Annotated in this window: 11 protein-coding genes; 6 read left to right on the top strand and 5 right to left on the bottom strand. The window is 71.9% G+C overall.

Going from position 1 to position 17372, the window contains the following annotated elements; all coding sequences use genetic code 11:
• Positions 1-384 precede the first annotated feature (384 nt).
• The gene (locus tag AB0L33_RS04305; RefSeq protein WP_365677602.1) at positions 385-1341 is read left to right on the top strand and encodes an immunity 49 family protein; all 957 of its coding nucleotides are present in this window, start codon (positions 385-387) and stop codon (positions 1339-1341) included.
• Positions 1342-1419: 78 nt separating this feature from the next.
• Here AB0L33_RS04305 and AB0L33_RS04300 read toward each other — a convergent pair whose 3' ends face one another.
• The 5 genes from AB0L33_RS04300 to AB0L33_RS04280 all read right to left on the bottom strand — a co-directional run bounded on the left by AB0L33_RS04300 (position 1420) and on the right by AB0L33_RS04280 (position 9562).
• Positions 1420-2676 carry a hypothetical protein gene (locus tag AB0L33_RS04300; protein ID WP_365677601.1) on the bottom strand — a complete coding sequence of 419 codons (1257 nt, stop codon included), beginning with the start codon at positions 2674-2676 and terminating at the stop codon, positions 1420-1422.
• Between the two features lie 43 nt (positions 2677-2719).
• Positions 2720-5785, bottom strand: a complete 3066-nt coding sequence (locus AB0L33_RS04295; protein WP_365677600.1) for a glycoside hydrolase family 38 C-terminal domain-containing protein — start codon at positions 5783-5785, stop codon at positions 2720-2722.
• Positions 5786-5854: 69 nt separating this feature from the next.
• Positions 5855-6871 carry a LacI family DNA-binding transcriptional regulator gene (locus tag AB0L33_RS04290; RefSeq protein ID WP_365677599.1) on the bottom strand — a complete coding sequence of 339 codons (1017 nt, stop codon included), beginning with the start codon at positions 6869-6871 and terminating at the stop codon, positions 5855-5857.
• 55 nt (positions 6872-6926) lie between these two features.
• Positions 6927-7853: an ROK family protein gene (locus AB0L33_RS04285; protein WP_365677598.1), complete on the bottom strand. Its 927-nt coding sequence runs from the start codon at positions 7851-7853 to the stop codon at positions 6927-6929.
• The gene (locus AB0L33_RS04280; RefSeq protein WP_365677597.1) at positions 7850-9562 is read right to left on the bottom strand and encodes a hypothetical protein; all 1713 of its coding nucleotides are present in this window, start codon (positions 9560-9562) and stop codon (positions 7850-7852) included. The genes AB0L33_RS04285 and AB0L33_RS04280 overlap by 4 nt, the downstream gene beginning before the upstream one ends.
• A 270-nt stretch (positions 9563-9832) precedes the next feature.
• Here AB0L33_RS04280 and AB0L33_RS04275 point away from each other — a divergent pair, with 270 nt between their 5' ends.
• The 5 genes from AB0L33_RS04275 to AB0L33_RS04255 all read left to right on the top strand — a co-directional run bounded on the left by AB0L33_RS04275 (position 9833) and on the right by AB0L33_RS04255 (position 17316).
• Complete coding sequence (locus AB0L33_RS04275) at positions 9833-11149, top strand: extracellular solute-binding protein (RefSeq protein ID WP_365677596.1); 1317 nt, start codon at positions 9833-9835, stop codon at positions 11147-11149.
• Positions 11146-12099 carry a sugar ABC transporter permease gene (locus tag AB0L33_RS04270; protein WP_365677595.1) on the top strand — a complete coding sequence of 318 codons (954 nt, stop codon included), beginning with the start codon at positions 11146-11148 and terminating at the stop codon, positions 12097-12099. The genes AB0L33_RS04275 and AB0L33_RS04270 overlap by 4 nt, the downstream gene beginning before the upstream one ends.
• Before the next feature lie 2 nt (positions 12100-12101).
• A complete protein-coding gene (locus AB0L33_RS04265) occupies positions 12102-12932 on the top strand; it encodes a carbohydrate ABC transporter permease (protein ID WP_365677594.1) in 831 nt (276 codons plus the stop codon).
• Between the two features lie 52 nt (positions 12933-12984).
• On the top strand, positions 12985-14163 hold the full coding sequence (locus tag AB0L33_RS04260) for a glycoside hydrolase family 76 protein (protein WP_365677593.1): 1179 nt from the start codon (positions 12985-12987) through the stop codon (positions 14161-14163).
• A 63-nt stretch (positions 14164-14226) separates the two neighbouring features.
• Positions 14227-17316, top strand: coding sequence for an alpha-mannosidase (locus AB0L33_RS04255; protein ID WP_365677592.1), 3090 nt, complete (start codon positions 14227-14229; stop codon positions 17314-17316).
• The last annotated feature ends 56 nt before the right edge of the window (positions 17317-17372 follow it).

Below are 17372 nucleotides of genomic sequence, written 5' to 3'. Positions count from 1 at the left end.
CATCCAGTCACGAGGAGGTGAATCGCATGGAGATCAAGGTCCGCAAGGTCGAGGACGTGAAGGCCACGGGGCTCCAGGTCTGAGCCGTCCGCGGCGGCCCGGCCGCCGCACGTTCCTGATCCGCCGCCACCCGGCCGGATGGGGAACAGCTGCTGTGGAGGGGGAGGGACCGCGGTCCCTCCCCCTCCACGGCTGAGGCGCCCGCATCGGCTGCTCGCTCCTGGCGCGGGAGCGGCGAGCGGGCCCGGCGCGTACGTACGGGTGCCTGCCGGCACCAACGCACCGATCTGCAGCCGGTCGGCCATGTATCGAGCCACCCAGGGCTGTCAGTGCCCGTTGGTAGCGTTCCCGTCGAGTCGTGGAGTCCGGGAAAGGACGCGTCAGGTGCGAGATGTGGCATGCCATCAGGTCAGCGAACAGCGAAGGGCCGAGGCGCTGGAGGACATCGCCGGGCGTGCCTTCGCACGGTGGCACTCGCTGCGGTACGACAGCCTGTCGCCGAAGCTGATACGGGCCTTGGCGGACGAACTGCTCGACCACGTCGCCGCGCGGACGGCGACCGGGCCCGTGCTCGACCCCGCGGTGCGCACGGTGGCGGTCACGGCCGCGGAGTGTGTGCACGGGGTGCTGAGCGTCCTGTGCTTCCCGGAGGGCGACCAGGAGATCCGGCTGCCGCTGGTCGGGGAGCGCCTCAGCACGGACCCGGAGGACGACGAGTTCGGGGACGGGGCCCTCACCTTCCGGGACGTCGTCGAGGAGGCGCCCACCGCGCGGACCTGGCTCGACATGTTCGAGATGTGCGTCGTCAGCGGGCACGTGTGGGACTGGGAGCGGGTGACCGGTCTGCTGCTGCGCGACGACTACGCACCCGCCATCCGCGACGGCGCGCCCTACAACCCGTACACCTCGGTGTCCGCCCCCGCCGACCTCGCCGCCATGGACGCCCTGTGCCACTATCTCGCCGGATCCGGCGGGCACCTGCCCCGCGACTGGCCGAAGGTTCCGCTGTGCAAGCCCGGGGCCGGGGAGCGCGCCGAGGCCGCCCGGCGGCTCGACGAGGCCGGCCACGCGCTGAGCGCGGACCAGCGGCTGCTCCGCGTGCTCCTCGACGACGACCGGGACGCCTTCGAGGACGCCCTCGTCGCGCGGCTGGTCGCATACCGGGAGGGCGTCGAGGCCGAGGGCGGTGATCCCGCGCCCCGGTCCCTCCTCCCGCTCGGCACCCTCGCCCTGGCCTGCCTCGCCGTCCAGGTCCACGGGTGGGAGCTCGGTGTCCGGTCCGGATATCTGCCGTGCGGCCTGCTGGGGTCACCGGACGCGGTGCAGGCGGCCGCTTCCTGAACGTGCTGCCGCCCGTCCAGCCGTCCGGGGCCGGCCGACGTCAGTGAGGGTCGGCCGGTCCCGCCGGGACGTGGGAGGTCAGACGGGCAACAGGCCGGGGAACTGTCCGTGTCCCACGTCCGGCGCGGTGACCGCAAGCCAGCCGTGGCCGCGTACGACCGTGTCGAGCACACCCACCAGGTCGAGGTCGACCGACAGCTCTCCGCAGGCCTCACGGACGCCGCCCGTGACGTCGTCCGCGGGCTCGTAGTCCTCCTCGTCCTCGTCCTCCTCGTCCTCCTCGTCCAGGTCGTCCTCGCCGGTGTACAGGTCGGACAGTCGGCCGTCCCTGGCGACGAACCAGAAGTCCGCGCCGCCGGCGTCGTCCACGAAGAACAGCTGGGCCTGCCCGCATGCGGCGCTGACCCGCTCGACCGTCTCGGTCATGCCGTTCCAGGAGTTGCGGCCGACGAGCTGGGGGAACTGCCCGAACACCAGGCGCCAGCCGTCGAGTTCGGGAGTCACGAAGGCCCGGCTGACGCACCGGGAGGGGTCCTCCTCGCTCGGAGCCGGGATCGCCGCGCACATCGCGGCCACCGCCCCCGTCTCGACCGTCACCGGACGCGGGTCGTGCAGGCCCAGCGCTTCGAAGACGCCCTCGTACGTCGCCCCGGGCACGGCCAGCCACCAGGCACTGAGCTGGGTGTCCGGCACCGCGCGGACATTGCCCGGGAGCTTCACCCGCACCAGGCGCTCCACCAGCGTGCGGTCGTGTGCGTCGAGCGCGTCCAGCCCGCCGGCCTCGATCAGGAGCCCGAGCGCGCCGCGCCGCTCGTGCCGGGAAGCCGTCCGGTCCCGGCACAGCTCCCGCAGGCGCGGCGCGAAGGCGTCCAGCATCGCGCGGGCGTACTCACCGGACGGACCGTAGAAGTCGCCGCCCCGGCCGGCCTTCGCCACCAGTGCCCGCATCCCGGCGTCGGAGTCCACGCGCAGCCTGAGCAACCCCTCGAAGCCCCCGTTCGACAGCCACTGGTCGGGGTCGAGAGCCAGTGCCGCGTACTGCCCGGCACAACGCTCGTCGAAGACCCGGAGCAGTCGGCCCCTGAGCCAGCCGTCCACCTCCCCGGCGCGTGCCGCCGCGATGACGGCGTCGAACGCCGGTGGCCCGATACGGCTCAGCACGTCTCCGTACGCCTTGAGTTGCTGGGCCGAGGGGCGTTCCGCCACCCCGCCCAGCAGCCCCGGCAGCGCGCGCTCGCCCTGTGCCGCCAACTGTTCGACCGCCGCGGCCACGCGTTCCGGGTCGCCGCTGTTCACGTCGCCCACGAGCGCCGCTATGTCGCCTTCGATCTCCATGCGGGGGATCCTAACGACCTCGTACACGTTTCGCCGGGCCCGGTCATGCGCCCGGTGTCAGCGAGAGGGTCAGGATCTGGAACGGCCGCAGGGTCAGGTGGACGTCCTGGCCGTCGACGGCCGGTGCGGGCTCGTCCGTCAGCTCCCGTTCCAGCAGGTCCGTGACGTGTGCGGCGGCGAGCGGGAAGCCGGCCCTCAGGGTGGTCCGTGCGCGTCCGCCCGCGGACTCGTAGAGACGGACGATGACGCGGCCCGATCGGTCGTCGGCGAGCTTGACGGTCTCGATGACGACGTCGGCCGCGGTCTCGTCGGCCGGCCGGACCAGGGGTTCGACGGGCGCTCCGCCGGGGACGGCACGCTCGGGGAGGTTGAAGTGGTAGCCCTCGCGGACGGCGTCCCGCAGTTCGGCGCCGATGACGAGCCCGTAGCGCAGGCGGTGTTCGCCCCGGTCGCAGTCGGGGTCCGGGAAGAGGGGGGCGCGCAGCAGCGAGAGCCGTACGGTCGTGGTGGTTCCACCGTCGGGGCGCACGTCCCTCGTGACGTCGTGGCCGTAGCTGGAGTCGTTCACGAGGGCCGCGCCCCAGCCGGGTTCCTCGACGTGGAGGTATCGGTGGGCGCAGATCTCGAAGCGGGCGCTGTCCCACGAGGTGTTGGTGTGGGTGGGGCGCCGGACATGACCGAAGGGGATCTCGGCGATGGACTCCGCCGCCCGTATGTCGAGGGGGAAGGCAGCCTTGAGGATCTTCTCGCACTCCTGCCAGTCGATGTGGGTCTCGACGTCGAGGCGGCGGCTGCCCTCGGCGAGGCGCAGCACCTGGGTGATGCGGGAGGCGTTGAAGCTGCGTACCACCCGGATGCCCCCGGGGACGGCGACGACCTCGTCCGCGTCGGTCAGGTCGCGGACGGTGTTGCGGTAGAAGGCGTCGACGTCCCAGGCGTCCCACTGGTTCGGGAAGTCCTGGTGCAGTTGGAGGAGGTTCCCGACCGTGCCGGGAGCGAGCGCCTCGCGTCCGGCGGTCAGGTCGTAGGCGGAGGTGATCAGGCCGCGGGTGTCCACCGTGACGCGTACGAGGCCGTTGTCCAGGACGAAGCCGCCGTCCTGGGCGGGCCGGGGCTCGGCCGGACGCACGGCGCGCTCGCGAGGGGACGCGCCGAGCGCGGGGATGCCGTCACGGGTGTGCGGTGCGGCGTTGAACACGGTTTCCCCGGCCGTCCCGTCCGCACCGGACGCGGCGAGGGCGCGTTGCGCGGAGTCGACGACCTCGCCGAGCACCCGGGCGGTCTCGGCGTAGACCTCCTCGGCCTCCCGGTGCACCCAGGCGATCGAGGTGCCGGGCAGGATGTCGTGGAACTGGTGGAGCAGGACGGTCTTCCACACCCGGTCGAGCAGTTCGTACGGGTAGGGCAGACCGGTTCGCAGTGTCGCCGTCGCGGACCACAGCTCCGCTTCCCTGAGCAGGTGTTCGCTGCGCCGGTTGCCCTGCTTGGTGGCGAGCTGGCTGGTGAGGGTGCCCCGGTGCAGCTCCAGATACAGCTCGCCCGACCACACGGGTGCGTCGGGGTACTCCGCCAGTGCCTTGGTGAAGAACTCCTCGGGGCTCTCCATCTCGACGCGGGCCGAGCCCTCCAGGTTCTCCAGCCTGCGGGCGCGGGCCAGCATCTCGCGGGTGGGGCCGCCGCCCCCGTCCCCGTAGCCGAAGGGGACCAGGGAGCGGTTGGCCGGACCCTTGTCGCGGAAGTTCCGCTCGGTGTGTGCGATGTCGGCGCCGGAGAGGTCTCCGTTGTAGCTGTCCACCGGCGGGAAGTGGCTGAAGATGCGGGTTCCGTCGATGCCCTCCCACCAGAAGGTGTGGTGCGGGAAGGTGTTGGTCGCGTTCCAGGAGATCTTCTGGGTGAGGAACCACTTGATCCCGGCCAGCTTCATGAGCTGGGGCAGGGCCGCGTTGTACCCGAAGGTGTCGGGCAACCACATGTCCTCGGTCTCGACGCCGAATTCCTCCAGGTAGAAGCGCTTGCCGTGGACGAACTGGCGTACCAGGGACTCCCCGCCGGAGAGGTTGGTGTCGGGTTCGATCCAGAGGCTGCCCGTGGGGATGAACTGGCCGGTGCGCACCTTCTCCACGACGCGGGCGAACACCTCGGGCCGCTGCTCCTTGAGCCAGGCCAGTTGCTGGGCCTGGGACATGACGAAGCGGAACCCCGGGTGGTCGTCCATCAGGGCGGTGACGTTGGAGACGGTCCTGGCCGCCTTGCGGACGGTCTCCCGTACCGGCCAGAGCCAGGCGGTGTCGATGTGCGCGTGTCCCACGGCGGAGACGCGGTGCGCCCCCGCGTGCGCGGGCGAGGCGAGCGCGGGCGCGAGTGCTTCACGCGCGCGCGCCGCGGTGCCGCCGATGTCCTGGAGGTCGATGGTGTCCAGTGCGCGGTCCACCGCGTGGGCCAGCTGCCGGCGCCGGGTGGAGTCCTCGGGAAGCTGGTGCATCAGCCCGGACAGGACGTCCAGGTCCTGTACGAGTTCCCAGACCGTGGGGTCGAAGACGGCGAGGTCCATCCGGTTCAGGCGGTAGAGCGGTGTGTCCGGCGCGGTCTCGCCGCTCAGCCAAGCGGGGACACCACCGGCCCGGGTGGGGACGAAGGGGTCGCCGCCGCTTCCCGAATCGAAGATGACCGGGTTGGCCGCTGCCTCGATGTAGTGCACGAACTCCTCTCCGCCCTCGGCGCGTTCGGTGATCGGCAGCCAGGCGTTGCGGGGGTTGAGCGCCTTGACCGGGCTTCCGTCGGGCCGGTACACGAGCCCTTCGGCGGAGAAGCCGGGCTGGGTGGCGCCGAAGCCGAGGTCCAGGACCGCTTCGACGCGCTGCCCGGCCCATCCGGCGGGGACCGTGCCGCTGATCCGGAACCAGGTGGTGGACCAGGCGGGGCCCCACGGGGCACCGGCGCGGACCGGTTCGTAGGGGGCGCCGATCCCCTCGGACACGGGTACGGGTTCGCCGGGGACCCTCCACGAGGCGACGTCGAGAGGCAGGCTTTCGCGGTACACGGCGGGCCTCAGGCGCAGATCGAGGACGCGGGCCAGGCGGCGTTCGGTGACCAGGCGGTCGTGGTGCATGGGTGCTCCGGGGGATGTGCGGGGGCGGGAGGGCAGACCGGTGCCGCGGAGGCGGCGGTGACGTCCGGGTCAGCGCGTCCCGTAGCGGATGACGCGAGTGGGCACGACGGTCCTGCGGGCGGGGATCGGCTCGGCGGACGAGCCGTTGATCCGGTCGATGAGCATCTGGCCCGCCCGTCGGCCGATCTCGTCGGCGTCGTAGGAGACGATGGTCAGGGGCAGGCCGAGGACGTCGGCCAGGTCGAAGTCGTCGAAGCCGGCGAGTGCGACCGGACGGCCGCGTCCGTGCACGGCGCGGATGGCGCCCTGGGTGAGCCGGTTGTTGGTGCAGAAGAGCGCCGTCGGCGCGTCGGGGGCGTCGAGGAGCGCGCCCGCGGCGGCCTCGGCGGTGGGTACGTCGGTGAGGCCGCGCCGCACCTGGCTCTCGGCGGGCTCGATCCCGGCCGCCTCGTGGGCCGCCCAGTAGCCGCGGAACCGTTCGGCGCCGGTGTACAGGGCGGGCGGGTTGCCCAGGAAGGCGATGCGGCGGTGGCCGTCCGCGATGAGTTGTCCGACGGCCTGTTCGGCGCCGCCGAAGTCGTCGACCAGGACGCAGTCGGCGTCCATTCCGGCGGGCGGCCTGGAGGCCAGCACGATCGGCATGCCGCGCAGCGCCGCGGGGGCGAGGTGCCGGTGACTGCTGCCGGCCGGAACGACGATCATGCCGTCGACCTGACGGGCCGCCAGGTCCTCCACGAGGCCGCGCTCCCTGTCGACCTGCTCGGCGGTGTTGCTGAGCAGGACCCGCAGGCCGTGTTCGGACGCCACTTCCTGAACGCCCAGCGCCAGGCGGGAGTAGAACGGGTTGGCGAGGTTGGTGACGACCAGCCCGATCATCCCGCTGCCGCCGAGGCGCAGGCTGCGTGCTGTCTCGTTGCGCCGGTATCCCAGCGCTTCGACGGCTGCCAGGACGCGTTCCCGTGTACTGCCGCTGACCCTGGCGTCGTCCTTGAGCACGCGGGAGACGGTCATGGCACTGACACCGGCGCTCGCGGCGACGTCACGCATCGTCGGGGCACCGGTGTCGCCCGAGCGGTGCTGTGCCATGAGCGGTTCTCCTGCGGGTTCGTGAACGGGTGCGGGGGTCGGTGACGCGGTCATTCTAGGTCGGAGCCGGAAGGGCGGCGGTGCCGTCGCGCAGGGCCCAGTGGGCGGCGCCGATCAGGGGCGCGTCCACCGGGCGCAGCGCCGTGACGGTCGGAGGCGCGACCCCCGCCCCCCATGCGTCGAAGCCCTCGCGGACGGCGGGTCCGACGAGGTCCCAGGAGCCGGCCATCGATCCGCCGACGACCATCAGGTCCGGCCGGAACCGCTCGCACCAGGGCGCGAGGGCCTGTCCCAGGGCGCCGAAACAGTGCTGGACGGTCTGCCGGGCGGGCGCCTCGCCGGCGCGGGCCGAGGCCGCGATGTCGTGCACGTCGGGGAGGGGCCCGTCGCCCGGGAGTCCGGCGGCGTCGGCGTAGAACCTGCGGATCGCCCGTCGCGAGACCACCTCCTCCAGCGGGAGTCCGTGCGCGGTGAGCCGGTGGGCACGGCCGCCGGGCGGTACGTCGGGGCCGTCGACCACGGGCCGGCCGTCACGCAGGAAGGAGGACCCGACGCCGGTCCCGAGCGTGATGCACAGGACCCGGCTCCGGCCGGCCGCGGCGCCCGCCCGGTACTCGCCCAGGGCGAACGCGTCGGCGTCGTTGACGAAGCTGATGCGGCGCGGGGTTCCGGGGAGCCGGACGAGCAGTCCGGCTCCCACGTCGACGCCGTGCAGCGATTCGAACTTGCCGATGCCGCGGAAGCGGCCGATGCCGGTGTCGTAGTCGAAGGGGCCGGGTATCGCCACGCCCCAGTGGGCGCCCGCCGGAACCTCGACCTGGGCGCCGACCGCGGCGATGGCGTCCAGGAGGTCATCGGCCGGTGCGTGGGCACGGACCGGGCGCCGCACGACGGCCAGGGGGGCGGCCCCCGCGGCCGTGGTGTCGACGACGGAGGCCGTCACGTGGGTGCCGCCGATCTCCAGTACGGGGACGTGGCTCATGCGGGGCTCACCAGGGACTTGACCACGTGCACCGGGTCGCTCCCCACGGGGTGCAGCCGGTAACGGCCCACGCCCGCGGGCACGGTGAGGGTTTCGGCGAAGGCCAGGTCGTGCCGGTCGCCCCGGTCGGTCTCCACGACGACGCCGCCGCCCGAGGAGACGTTGAGGATGTGGAAGCGGCCGTCGGTGTCGTCCTCGGCGGGTTCCGGTCCCTCGATCACGAAGCGGTGCACGGCGTAGAACATCTCGGGCAGCGCGCCGATGACCTCCTCGCGCCAGCCCCGGCCCTCGCGCACGGTCCTCGGCTCCTGCACCAACTCCTTGAGGACGTCGTCGCCGCGCCGTGCGGTGTCGAGGTTGGCGAAGGCGTGGGCGGAGGAGAGGGGCCTCGGGGCGCCGGAGAGGCCCTTGCGCAGCCAGTCGTAGAAGCGCAGGGAGTAGAGGTAGGGGGTGGCGCTGATCTCCAGGACCAGGTTGCCCTCGCCGGAGGCGTGCGGGGTCCCGGCGGGAATCATGTAGAGCTGCCCCTCCTCCGCCGGGTGGGTCATCACGTGGTCCTCGACGCGCAGCGGGACCCCGTCGGCCGCGGACGCCTCGACCTCCTCGCGCATGACTGTCACGTCCGTACTCTCCCGCAGCCCGAGGTAGACCTTCGCACCGGGGTCGCACGCGGTGACGTAGTACGTCTCGTCCTGGGTGTAGGGCCATCCGAAGGTCTCGCGCATGTACTGCTCCCGAGGGTGCAGGTGCAGCGAGAGGTTGCCGCCGCCCACCGTGTCGAGGTAGTCGAAGCGGATGGGGAAGGACGTGCCGAAGCGGCGGTGGACGTCCGGGCCGAGGAACGTCTCGGGGTGCAGCTCGCAGAGCAGCTGGAAGGGCAGTTCCACCTGGGCCGTCTCGTCCTGGCCGACCAGGATTCCGGCCTCGGGGGCGATGAGCTCGTAGCCGAGGGCCGTGTTGCCGTCGCGGGGCTCGAAGCCGAGCTCGCGGGCGGCCCACTGGCCGCCCCACGCGGTGGAGTTGAAGAAGGGGCGGCTGCGCACGGGGCCCGAGGCCAGGGCGGCCAGGGTGGCTCGTACGGATGCGCCGTCCAGGGAGGCCGGGCCGTTCTCGCCCTGGAGGTCGATCCAGCGGTCGACGCGGGGGGCCAGGCGGTCGCGGTGGCGGTCGCCGACGGGCCAGTCGGTGTAGAAGAGGCTGCGCAGCTCACCGGGGGTGCCGGGGCGCCCCAGATTGACGCCGAGGGGCAGTTCGGCACGGGTGACCGCGTCTTCCGCGTACCGCTTGGGCAGGTCGGCCCACCACAGCAGATCGGGCTCGCCGAGCCCGGCGCCGGGCCCGAAGAGGAGCAGGACACCGGTGTCGGGACGGGGCCGGACGGGCGGCGTCTCGAACAGGTCGTCCATGGAGAACTCGGCGAGCGGCAGGAAGAACGCGTCGGCGTCCGCCGCGGGGACGCAGAGCCGCTGAACCGCCTCGGCCGACCAGAGGGAGCGCACGTCGCACAGCGCGACCTGGGTGCCCCGTGCGCGCAGGGCCGCGGCGAGGGAGCCGGCGGCCTCCTCCCAGTCGAGTGCGGCCGGGCCGTCCAGGGCGAGGACGGTGGGCACCGTGGGCACGTCGGCGACCGCGGCGGCCCAGCCGGTGACGACGGTGCCGCCGGTGACGGCGTACCGCGGGTTGCGTTCATAGGGACGGGGCTGGTGCACAGAAGCTCCTGAGAAAGGGACCGGGCAAGCACTCGGATGGTATCGATAACACTCCGAACGAACAAGAAGCGCCCTGAATATCTCCACGTAAGCCCTGCCCAGGAGCGATTTTCCGAGCACCATCGCAAGAACCTCTTGTTTCAGCCACATGGTGTCGTTAACATCCTGGCAACCCGGAGCGCGGAAACGCACGCCGTACACGCTTCCGGTGGCCTCCCCACCGAACACCGGAGCCAGGGACCCCCGGCGGGTCCAGAGGGAAGTGAGCCCATGAGATCAACCGGCGAGACGACAGAGCGGTCGTCTCACCCGCTCCGCCGGCGCACCGTGCTGGCCGGCCTCGGAGCCGGTGCGGCGGCCGCGCTGGCAGGCGGCTGCGCCCGGGGCGACAGCACCGCGGCGAAGCCGGGGACGACGTCCCTGGCCAACGACAACGCCACCTGGGACGACGGCTACGTGGCCGCCGGACGCGAGCTGAAGAAGCTCACCGGATACGCCCTGCGCCCCCTGTCGAACCCGAACCCGACCGCGTACACCCAGGTCACGCAGATCTCCCTGCAGACGACCAAGGCGACCGATCTGATCAAGTGGCAGGCGGGCTACAACCTCAAACAGCTCGCCCGCACCGGCAGCCTCAGTGACCTGACGCAGCTGTGGGACGCCTACGAGCGCAAGGGCTGGGTGACGAAGTCCCTGCGCGACTCGATGTCCTACCGGGGCGCCGTGTACGGGATGCCGCTCTACCAGTCGTACTACGTGCTCTTCTACAACACGCACGTGTTCGACAAGCACGGCCTGCGGGCGCCGGAGACCTGGGACGAGCTGCTGCACACGGCCGAGGTGCTGAAGAAGTCCGGTGTCGTTCCGTTCGTCGCCACACAGAGCGGCAACTGGCCCGCCTACGAGTGGTTCGAGGAGCTGATCAGCAAGGTCGACCCGGTGTTCTACGCAGACCTGATCGCGGGCCGGGCGAAGTACACCGATCCGCAGGCGCACAAGGCCATGCAGATCTGGCAGGACTTCATGAAGAAGGGCTGGATGACCCCGGCCGACTTCGATCAGAACAACGGTCCGGCCGCGCTGAAGACGGGCAAGGTCGGCATGTTCCTGCACGGCTCCTGGCAGTCCCAGGGGCTGACCGCGGCGGGGATGAAGCCGGGTGAGGACTTCGACGCCTTCGTCCTGCCGCCCGTCGACACCTCCACCAAGCGGTCCGTGATCACCGAGGCGGGCGTGCTCGCCGTCCCGGAGAAGGCCGTGTCGCACGACGCCGCGATGGCCAACGCGGGTCACTGGCTGCACCCCTCCGTCCAGCGGGTGTGGACCGACTTCCTCCAGGACGGCTCGGCCAACCCGAAGTCGGTCACCTCCAATCCCGTACTCGCCCGGCTCAGGAAGCGGGCCCTGGACGAGCACTGGACCGAGCTGCCCCGCTACGGGCAGGCCGGTCCGCCCAATCTCATGCAGGGGAACACCGATGACCTGGGAGCCTTCATGACGCACGCCATGTCGCCCGAGGCGACGCTGCGCAGCATGGCGAGCCGTGCCACCAAGGAGTGGGCCGCGTGGAACAAGGACGAGTCATGACATCCGCCCTCGACGCGCGCCGCACCCGGGCCGGCGCCTCCCCCGCCCCCGCGGCCCCGCCCGCTCCCCCGGCCGCCCGCAAGCCCTCCCGCGGCCTCAGGGACCGGGCCGCCGCGGCGGGCTTCCTCGCCCCGGCCGTCCTGCTCGTCGCCGGCCTGCTGCTCACCCCGTTCCTCATGACCCTGTACCGCGGCTTCTTCAGCGACGGCCGGGTCTCCGACTTCACCTGGTTCACCAACTACGGGCTCTTCCTCAGCGACCCCGTGCTCGCGAAGTCTGTGGAGAACACCCTGATGTGGGTGGTCGGCACGGTGGTCCTGCCGCTCGTCCTGGGACTGGCCATCGCCGTCATGACGAACGGTTCCGGGTGGTCCCGGGTGGCGCGGCTGCTGGTGGTCCTGCCGTACGCGATCTCCGGGTCGGCCGTGGCCGTCGTCTGGAACTTCCTGCTGACCACGGACGGGGCGGCCAACCAGGCGCTCGACGCGCTGGGGCTGGGGTCGCTCGCCCAGGGCTGGCTGCTGGAGTGGCCGGGCAACACCCTCGTCATGATCGTCGCCAACACCTGGCAGGCCACCGGCGTGGCCGTGATCCTCTTCCTGGTCGGTCTGCAGACCATCCCCCCGGAGACCCTGGAGGCCGCGTCGCTCGACGGCGCCGACGGCATCCGGAAGTTCTGGTACGTGGTCCTGCCGCAGCTGCGGACCGTGTCCGTGATCGTCGTCGGCAGCAGTCTGGTGAACGGGCTGAAGTCGTTCGACCTGATCTGGGTCCTCACCCAGGGCGGTCCGGGCCGCAGCTCCGAGACGCTCGCGGTCTCGATGTACCAGGAGACCTTCCTCGCCCTGCGCCCCGGCGCCGGAGCGGCCGTCGCCGTCGTCCTCACCGTCATCGTGCTGCTGGCCTCCTGGCTCTACCTGCGGCGCCAGCTCACTCCGAAAGGCGCCTGAGCATGTCCATACGCCGCGTCTCCGCCGGCACCGCCGTCCGCAACACCGTCCTCGTGCTCGTCTCGCTCCTCTGGGCCGTGCCGACCTGGCTGCTCCTGGTCAACGCGCTGGTGCCGGCCGCCGAATACGGCGGTGCGCCGCACTGGCTGCCGCACGGCGGATTCGGTCTGTTCGACAACATGTCCGAGGCCTGGTCCCGGGCCAGGCTCGGTCCCGCGATGGGCAACAGCCTGCTGTACGCGGTGACCAGCTCGGCCGCGGCCATCGTGGTGGCCACGACCGCCGCGTTCGCCACGGTGATCATGCCGGTCAAGCGCAAGACCCTGTGGTTCTGGCTGATCTACTCGGGCACCCTGCTGCCCCTCCAGGTCTTCCTGCGGCCGCTGTTCCTGGCGTACGCGAACACCGGCCTGTACGACGCGCAGATCGGGCTGTTCCTCATCTACGCGGCGGTGGCGATCCCGTTCGCGTACTTCATCATGCGCAACTTCGCCCAGACGCTGCCCGGCGAGGTGATCGAGGCGGCCCGGCTCGACGGTGCCTCCTGGTGGCGGGTGTTCTGGCAGATCCACGTCCCGCTGTCCCGGTCCGCGATGATCGCCGCGTTCGTCTTCCAGTTCGTCGCCGTCTGGAACGACCTGCTCTTCGGCATCACCCTGGCCACGAGCCGCAACATCCGGCCGGTGATGGCCGCGCTCGCCGAACTCCAGGGCAACTACTCCAACGTGGGGCCCCCGGTCGTCCTCGGCGGAGCCCTGCTCGTCTCGCTGCCGACCGTCGTCCTCTTCTTCGCGGCGCAGCGGTTCTTCGTCAGCAGCCTCAAGCTCGGCTGAGCCCCGCCGTACCGCCGATCAGCACCCGAGCCGATCCCCGAAAGGCATCCCGGTGAAACTCTCCACCCGCACCGCCCTCGTCCTGGCCGCAGCTCCCCTGCTCTGCACCGTCCTCTCCCCCTCCCCCGCCCTCGCGGCCGGGCACCCGGGAGCGGGCCCCTGGAAGGACCGTGCCGTGCGGACGTACGACGCGCTCCAGCACGAGCTGTACCAGGGCCCGGAGAACCACGGCCTCTACCAGGAGGCGACCCCGCACCGCAGCGCCGACAACGCGCACTCCTACCTCTGGCCGATGCGGGAGGCGGCGGCCGCGACGGTCGACATGGCCGCGCTTCCGGGCTCGGGCAGGCACTACACGGCCGACGCGGCGGAACGCTTCACGACCCTGGAGCTGTACTTCGAGCCGCGCGACGGCAGGCCCGGCTACGACTCGTACCTCCCGGCGCCGCTCGGGCAGGGCGGTGACGTCTTCTACGACGACAACTCCGTCGTCGGGCTGACCCTGCTGGACCAGTACGAGGCCACCGGCGACGACGTCTACCTGCGCCGGGCCGAGCTGACCTTCGACATCGTCAGCCGCGGCTGGGACGACGACCCGGCCAGGGAGTGCCCCGGCGGGATGCACTGGGTCGACTCGCCGGCCAACAACATGCGTGCCGCCAACGTCACGGGCCTGGCCGCGGAACTGGCCGCCCGGCTCCACCAGGAGACGGGCGAGAGCCGATACCTGACGAGCGCGCAGCGGTGGTACGAGTGGAACTGGTCGTGCCTGCGCCAGTCCCCCGGGCTGTACCGCAACAGCCTCGGCGACGACGGCTCCGTCAACTCCACCCTGTGGACGTACAACTCCGGGGCCATGATCGGAACCGCGGCCACGCTGTACAGGACCACCGGGGACCGCTCCTATCTCCGGCGTGCCGTGGAGGACGCGGAGGGGTCGCTCGCGTACTGGAAGCAGGGCGAACGCCTGCACGACCAGCCGGCGATCTTCAACGCGATCTACTTCGACAACCTCCGGATTCTGGACGGCATCCGGCACGACCCGGCCTACCGGCGGACCGAGAGCGCCTACGCGGAGCGGGTGTGGAAGGAGAACCGCGATCCGTCCACCGGACTCTTCCGCTTCCAGCCCTCGGGCGGCGGCGACTACGACCCGGCCGCCTCCGCGGAAACCCTCGAACAGTCCGCGATGGTCCAGATCTTCGCGGGCCTCGCCACCGACGTCTCCTGACCCCGTCTTCCCACCCGTCCCACGCACCGAACCGGCACCATGCCAGAGCGGAGAACCCTCTCCATGCCCCGCCCCGATCTGTCCCGCCCCTCCTGGTGGGACTCCGACATCGCCCGCGACATCCTGCGCGACCGCGGCGTGAGCGCCACCGGCGTCCTCGGCGGACACCCCGTCCGGTTCTCCTGCGAACCGCTGCTGCGCCACGACGGTGACGGCGGGCTGCTGCAGTCCGTGCGCGTCCGGGCCGGCCGCCCCCTCGCCCGGGCCCAGGTCACCACCCTGTCCGGCACCCCCGTCCGCAGCGAGCTGATACCCGGGCCGGGCGGTGAGACCCGGCTGCTGGTCCCCGAGGTGGACGCTCCGCTGCCGGTGCTGGTCGAACTGCCGGACCTGGCGCCCGGCGAGCGGGTCGAGGTGCTGCTGACCCCGCAGCGGCACTGGACGCTGCACCTGGTGCAGCACGCCCATCTCGACATCGGCTACACCGATCCCCAGGGCACCGTGCTCGCCGAGGGCCGCAAGTACCTCGACTCCCTGCTCGAACTGTGCCGTGCGACGGACGACCGGCCCGACGCGTCGAAGTTCCGCTGGGCCGTCGAGGGGTTCTTCAGCTTCGAGAACTGGTCGGCCAACCGTCCGCCGGAGCAGGTCGCACAGTTCCTGGAGCGGGTGCGCCAGGGGCGCATCGAGCTGACCGCGATGCCCTTCAACCTGCACACGGAGACCTGCTCGACGGACGAGCTGCACGAGTTGCTCCGCCCGGTGCGTGAACTGCGCGACCGGCACGGCATCGACGTCACCACGGCCATGCAGACCGATGTCCCCGGTCAGGTCGTGGGCCTGCCCGACGTGCTCGCCGACAGCGGCATCCGCTATCTCTCCGTCGCCCACAACTGGGCGGGCCGGGCGGTGCCGCACCACACCGGTGGCGGGGCGCTGCCCCGGCTGTTCCGGTGGCGTGCGCCGGGCGGACGCAGCGTCCTGGTGTGGCGCACCGACACCCCGCACGGGCTGGCGTACATGGAGGGCTCGATCCTCGGGTTCGACGAGTCCTTCGACCGGGTGGACGATCTCCTGCCGCACTACCTCTCGGCGCTGGCGAACCACCAGTATCCGCACGAGGGGCGCGGCATCCCCGGTTTCCCGGTGCTGGACGAGGAGTTCAAGGGCGACCCCTACCCGTGGGACGTGCTGCATCTGCGGGTGCTGGGCAAGTTCGCGGACAACGGGCCGCCGCGCCGGATCATCGCCGACACCGTGCGCAGGTGGAACGAGGAGTGGGCCTTCCCCGTCCTGCGGACGTCACGCAACGAGGACTTCTTCGTGGACGCGGAAGCCCGCTACGGGGACCGTCTCGAAACGTTCGAGGGCGACTGGAGCGACTGGTGGGTGGACGGGGTCGGGGCCGGCGCGGTCCCGCTGGCCGCCACCCGTGACGGCCAGGCGGCGCTGGCGGACGCCCAGACGGTCGCCGGGCACGCGGAGATCCTCGGCGCGGCGGGTGCGGGCACCACGGCGTCGGCCCCCGAGGTCTACCGGGCGGCCTCCCTGTTCAACGAGCACACCTGGGGCGGTGGCGACCCCTGGACGCACGGCGACCACGGGCACGCGTCCGGTGAGCGTCAGTGGCACTGGAAGTACGCCCAGGCGCTGCGCGCCCATGACGACGCGAAGACGCTCCTGGACGGGGCGGGCGCGTCGCTCGGCGGCCGGCTCCACCCGCGCGAGGGGACGCTGGCCGGTTTCTACGTGACCAACACGTGCGGCTGGGCGCGGTCGGAGTCGGTCCGGCTGTTCCTTCCCGAGAGCACGGTCGCGCTGGAGGACCCGGTCCGGGTGCTCGACGCGCGCGACGGCTCGGTGCTGGCGCACACCGAGGAGGCGCAGTCCAACGAACTGCACCGGGCCGCGGGCCGCTTCCTGCTGTTCCGGCTCGACCAGGTGCCGGCGCACGGCGCGGTACGGGTGGACGTCGTCCCGGGTGAGGAGGCGCCGCCGGCCGAGGGCGCGCCGTCCGGCGACCCGGTGGTCCTGGAGAACGAGTTCCTGCGGGTGGGCGTGGACCTGCGGTCGGCCTGGATCGGCTCGGTCGTCGACAAGCGCACCGGCCGGGAGCTGGTGCGGCAGGACGCGACGGTGGGGCTCAACGGCTATGTGTACGACGAGTACGCCACGGCGGGCGGCTTCAACCACCAGTCGAGCAAGACCACGGCGAACGATTCGATGCACCTCCTCGCCTCCCGGACGGCGGCGCCACCGGCCGCGCTGGTGGACCGCTTCCGCGACGCCACGGGGGAGACGCTGGTCTACGAGTGCGCCCCGGCGGGCACCGAGCGGCTGCGGGTGCGCGTCCACCTGCCGCACGGGCAGGCCCGGATCGATCTGGAGAACCGGATCGTGAAGCCGGCGACGCTCACCAAGGAGAGCGCGTTCTTCGCGTTCCCGTTCGCCATGCGGCAGCCGGCCGTCCGGATGGAGGCGACCGGTGGCATGACGGGCACCGGCCTGCCGGTCGTGCCGGGCTCCGCGCAGCACATGCGCGCGGTACGGCGCTGGGTGAGCTTCGAGGAGGACGAGGTGGTCGCGGCGGTCGCCACGCAGGACGCGCCGCTCGTGCAGGTGGGCGGGATCGCCGTGCCGTACGCGCCCTATCCGCAGTCGCTGGCCCAGGACGAGCCCGGCACGCTCTTCTCCTGGGTCCACAACAACATCTGGGACACCAACTTCCCCTCCGAGCAGGCCTTCGACCATGTGTTCCGCTACAGCGTGGCCTTCGGACAGGCCCCGCACACCAGCGGGCCCGTCCTGGGTATGCACACGGCGGCCGCGGGCAGCCGTCCGCTGCTCGCCGTCCGCGCCCTGGGCGAGGAGAGCGCGGCGCCGGACGCCTCGTACGCGTTGCTTGCGGTCGGCGACCGGCGCGTGCGCGTCGTGGGGATGACCGTTCCGGCCCCCGGCCAGGTGCTCGTCAGGCTCCAGTCCTTCGCCGAGGAACCGGTCGCCTGCCGGGTCACCCCGGGGTTCCGCTTCACCGAGGCCCGTACGGCCGATTACCTCGGGGCCGCCGGTGACCTCCTGACGGCGGACGACGAGGGCGCCCTGACCGTCGACGTGCCCGTGCTGGGCACCTGCGCGGTGCTGCTGCGGCTGTGACCACCCGCCCGGAGCCCCCGGAACGGCAATCCGTTCCGGGGCTTCGGGCTTTCTGC

This window comes from Streptomyces sp. NPDC052299, from assembly GCF_040679335.1.
Taxonomy (GTDB): domain Bacteria; phylum Actinomycetota; class Actinomycetes; order Streptomycetales; family Streptomycetaceae; genus Streptomyces.
Note: the sequence above shows the minus strand (reverse complement) of the source record. Positions and strands in the feature narration are given on the sequence as shown.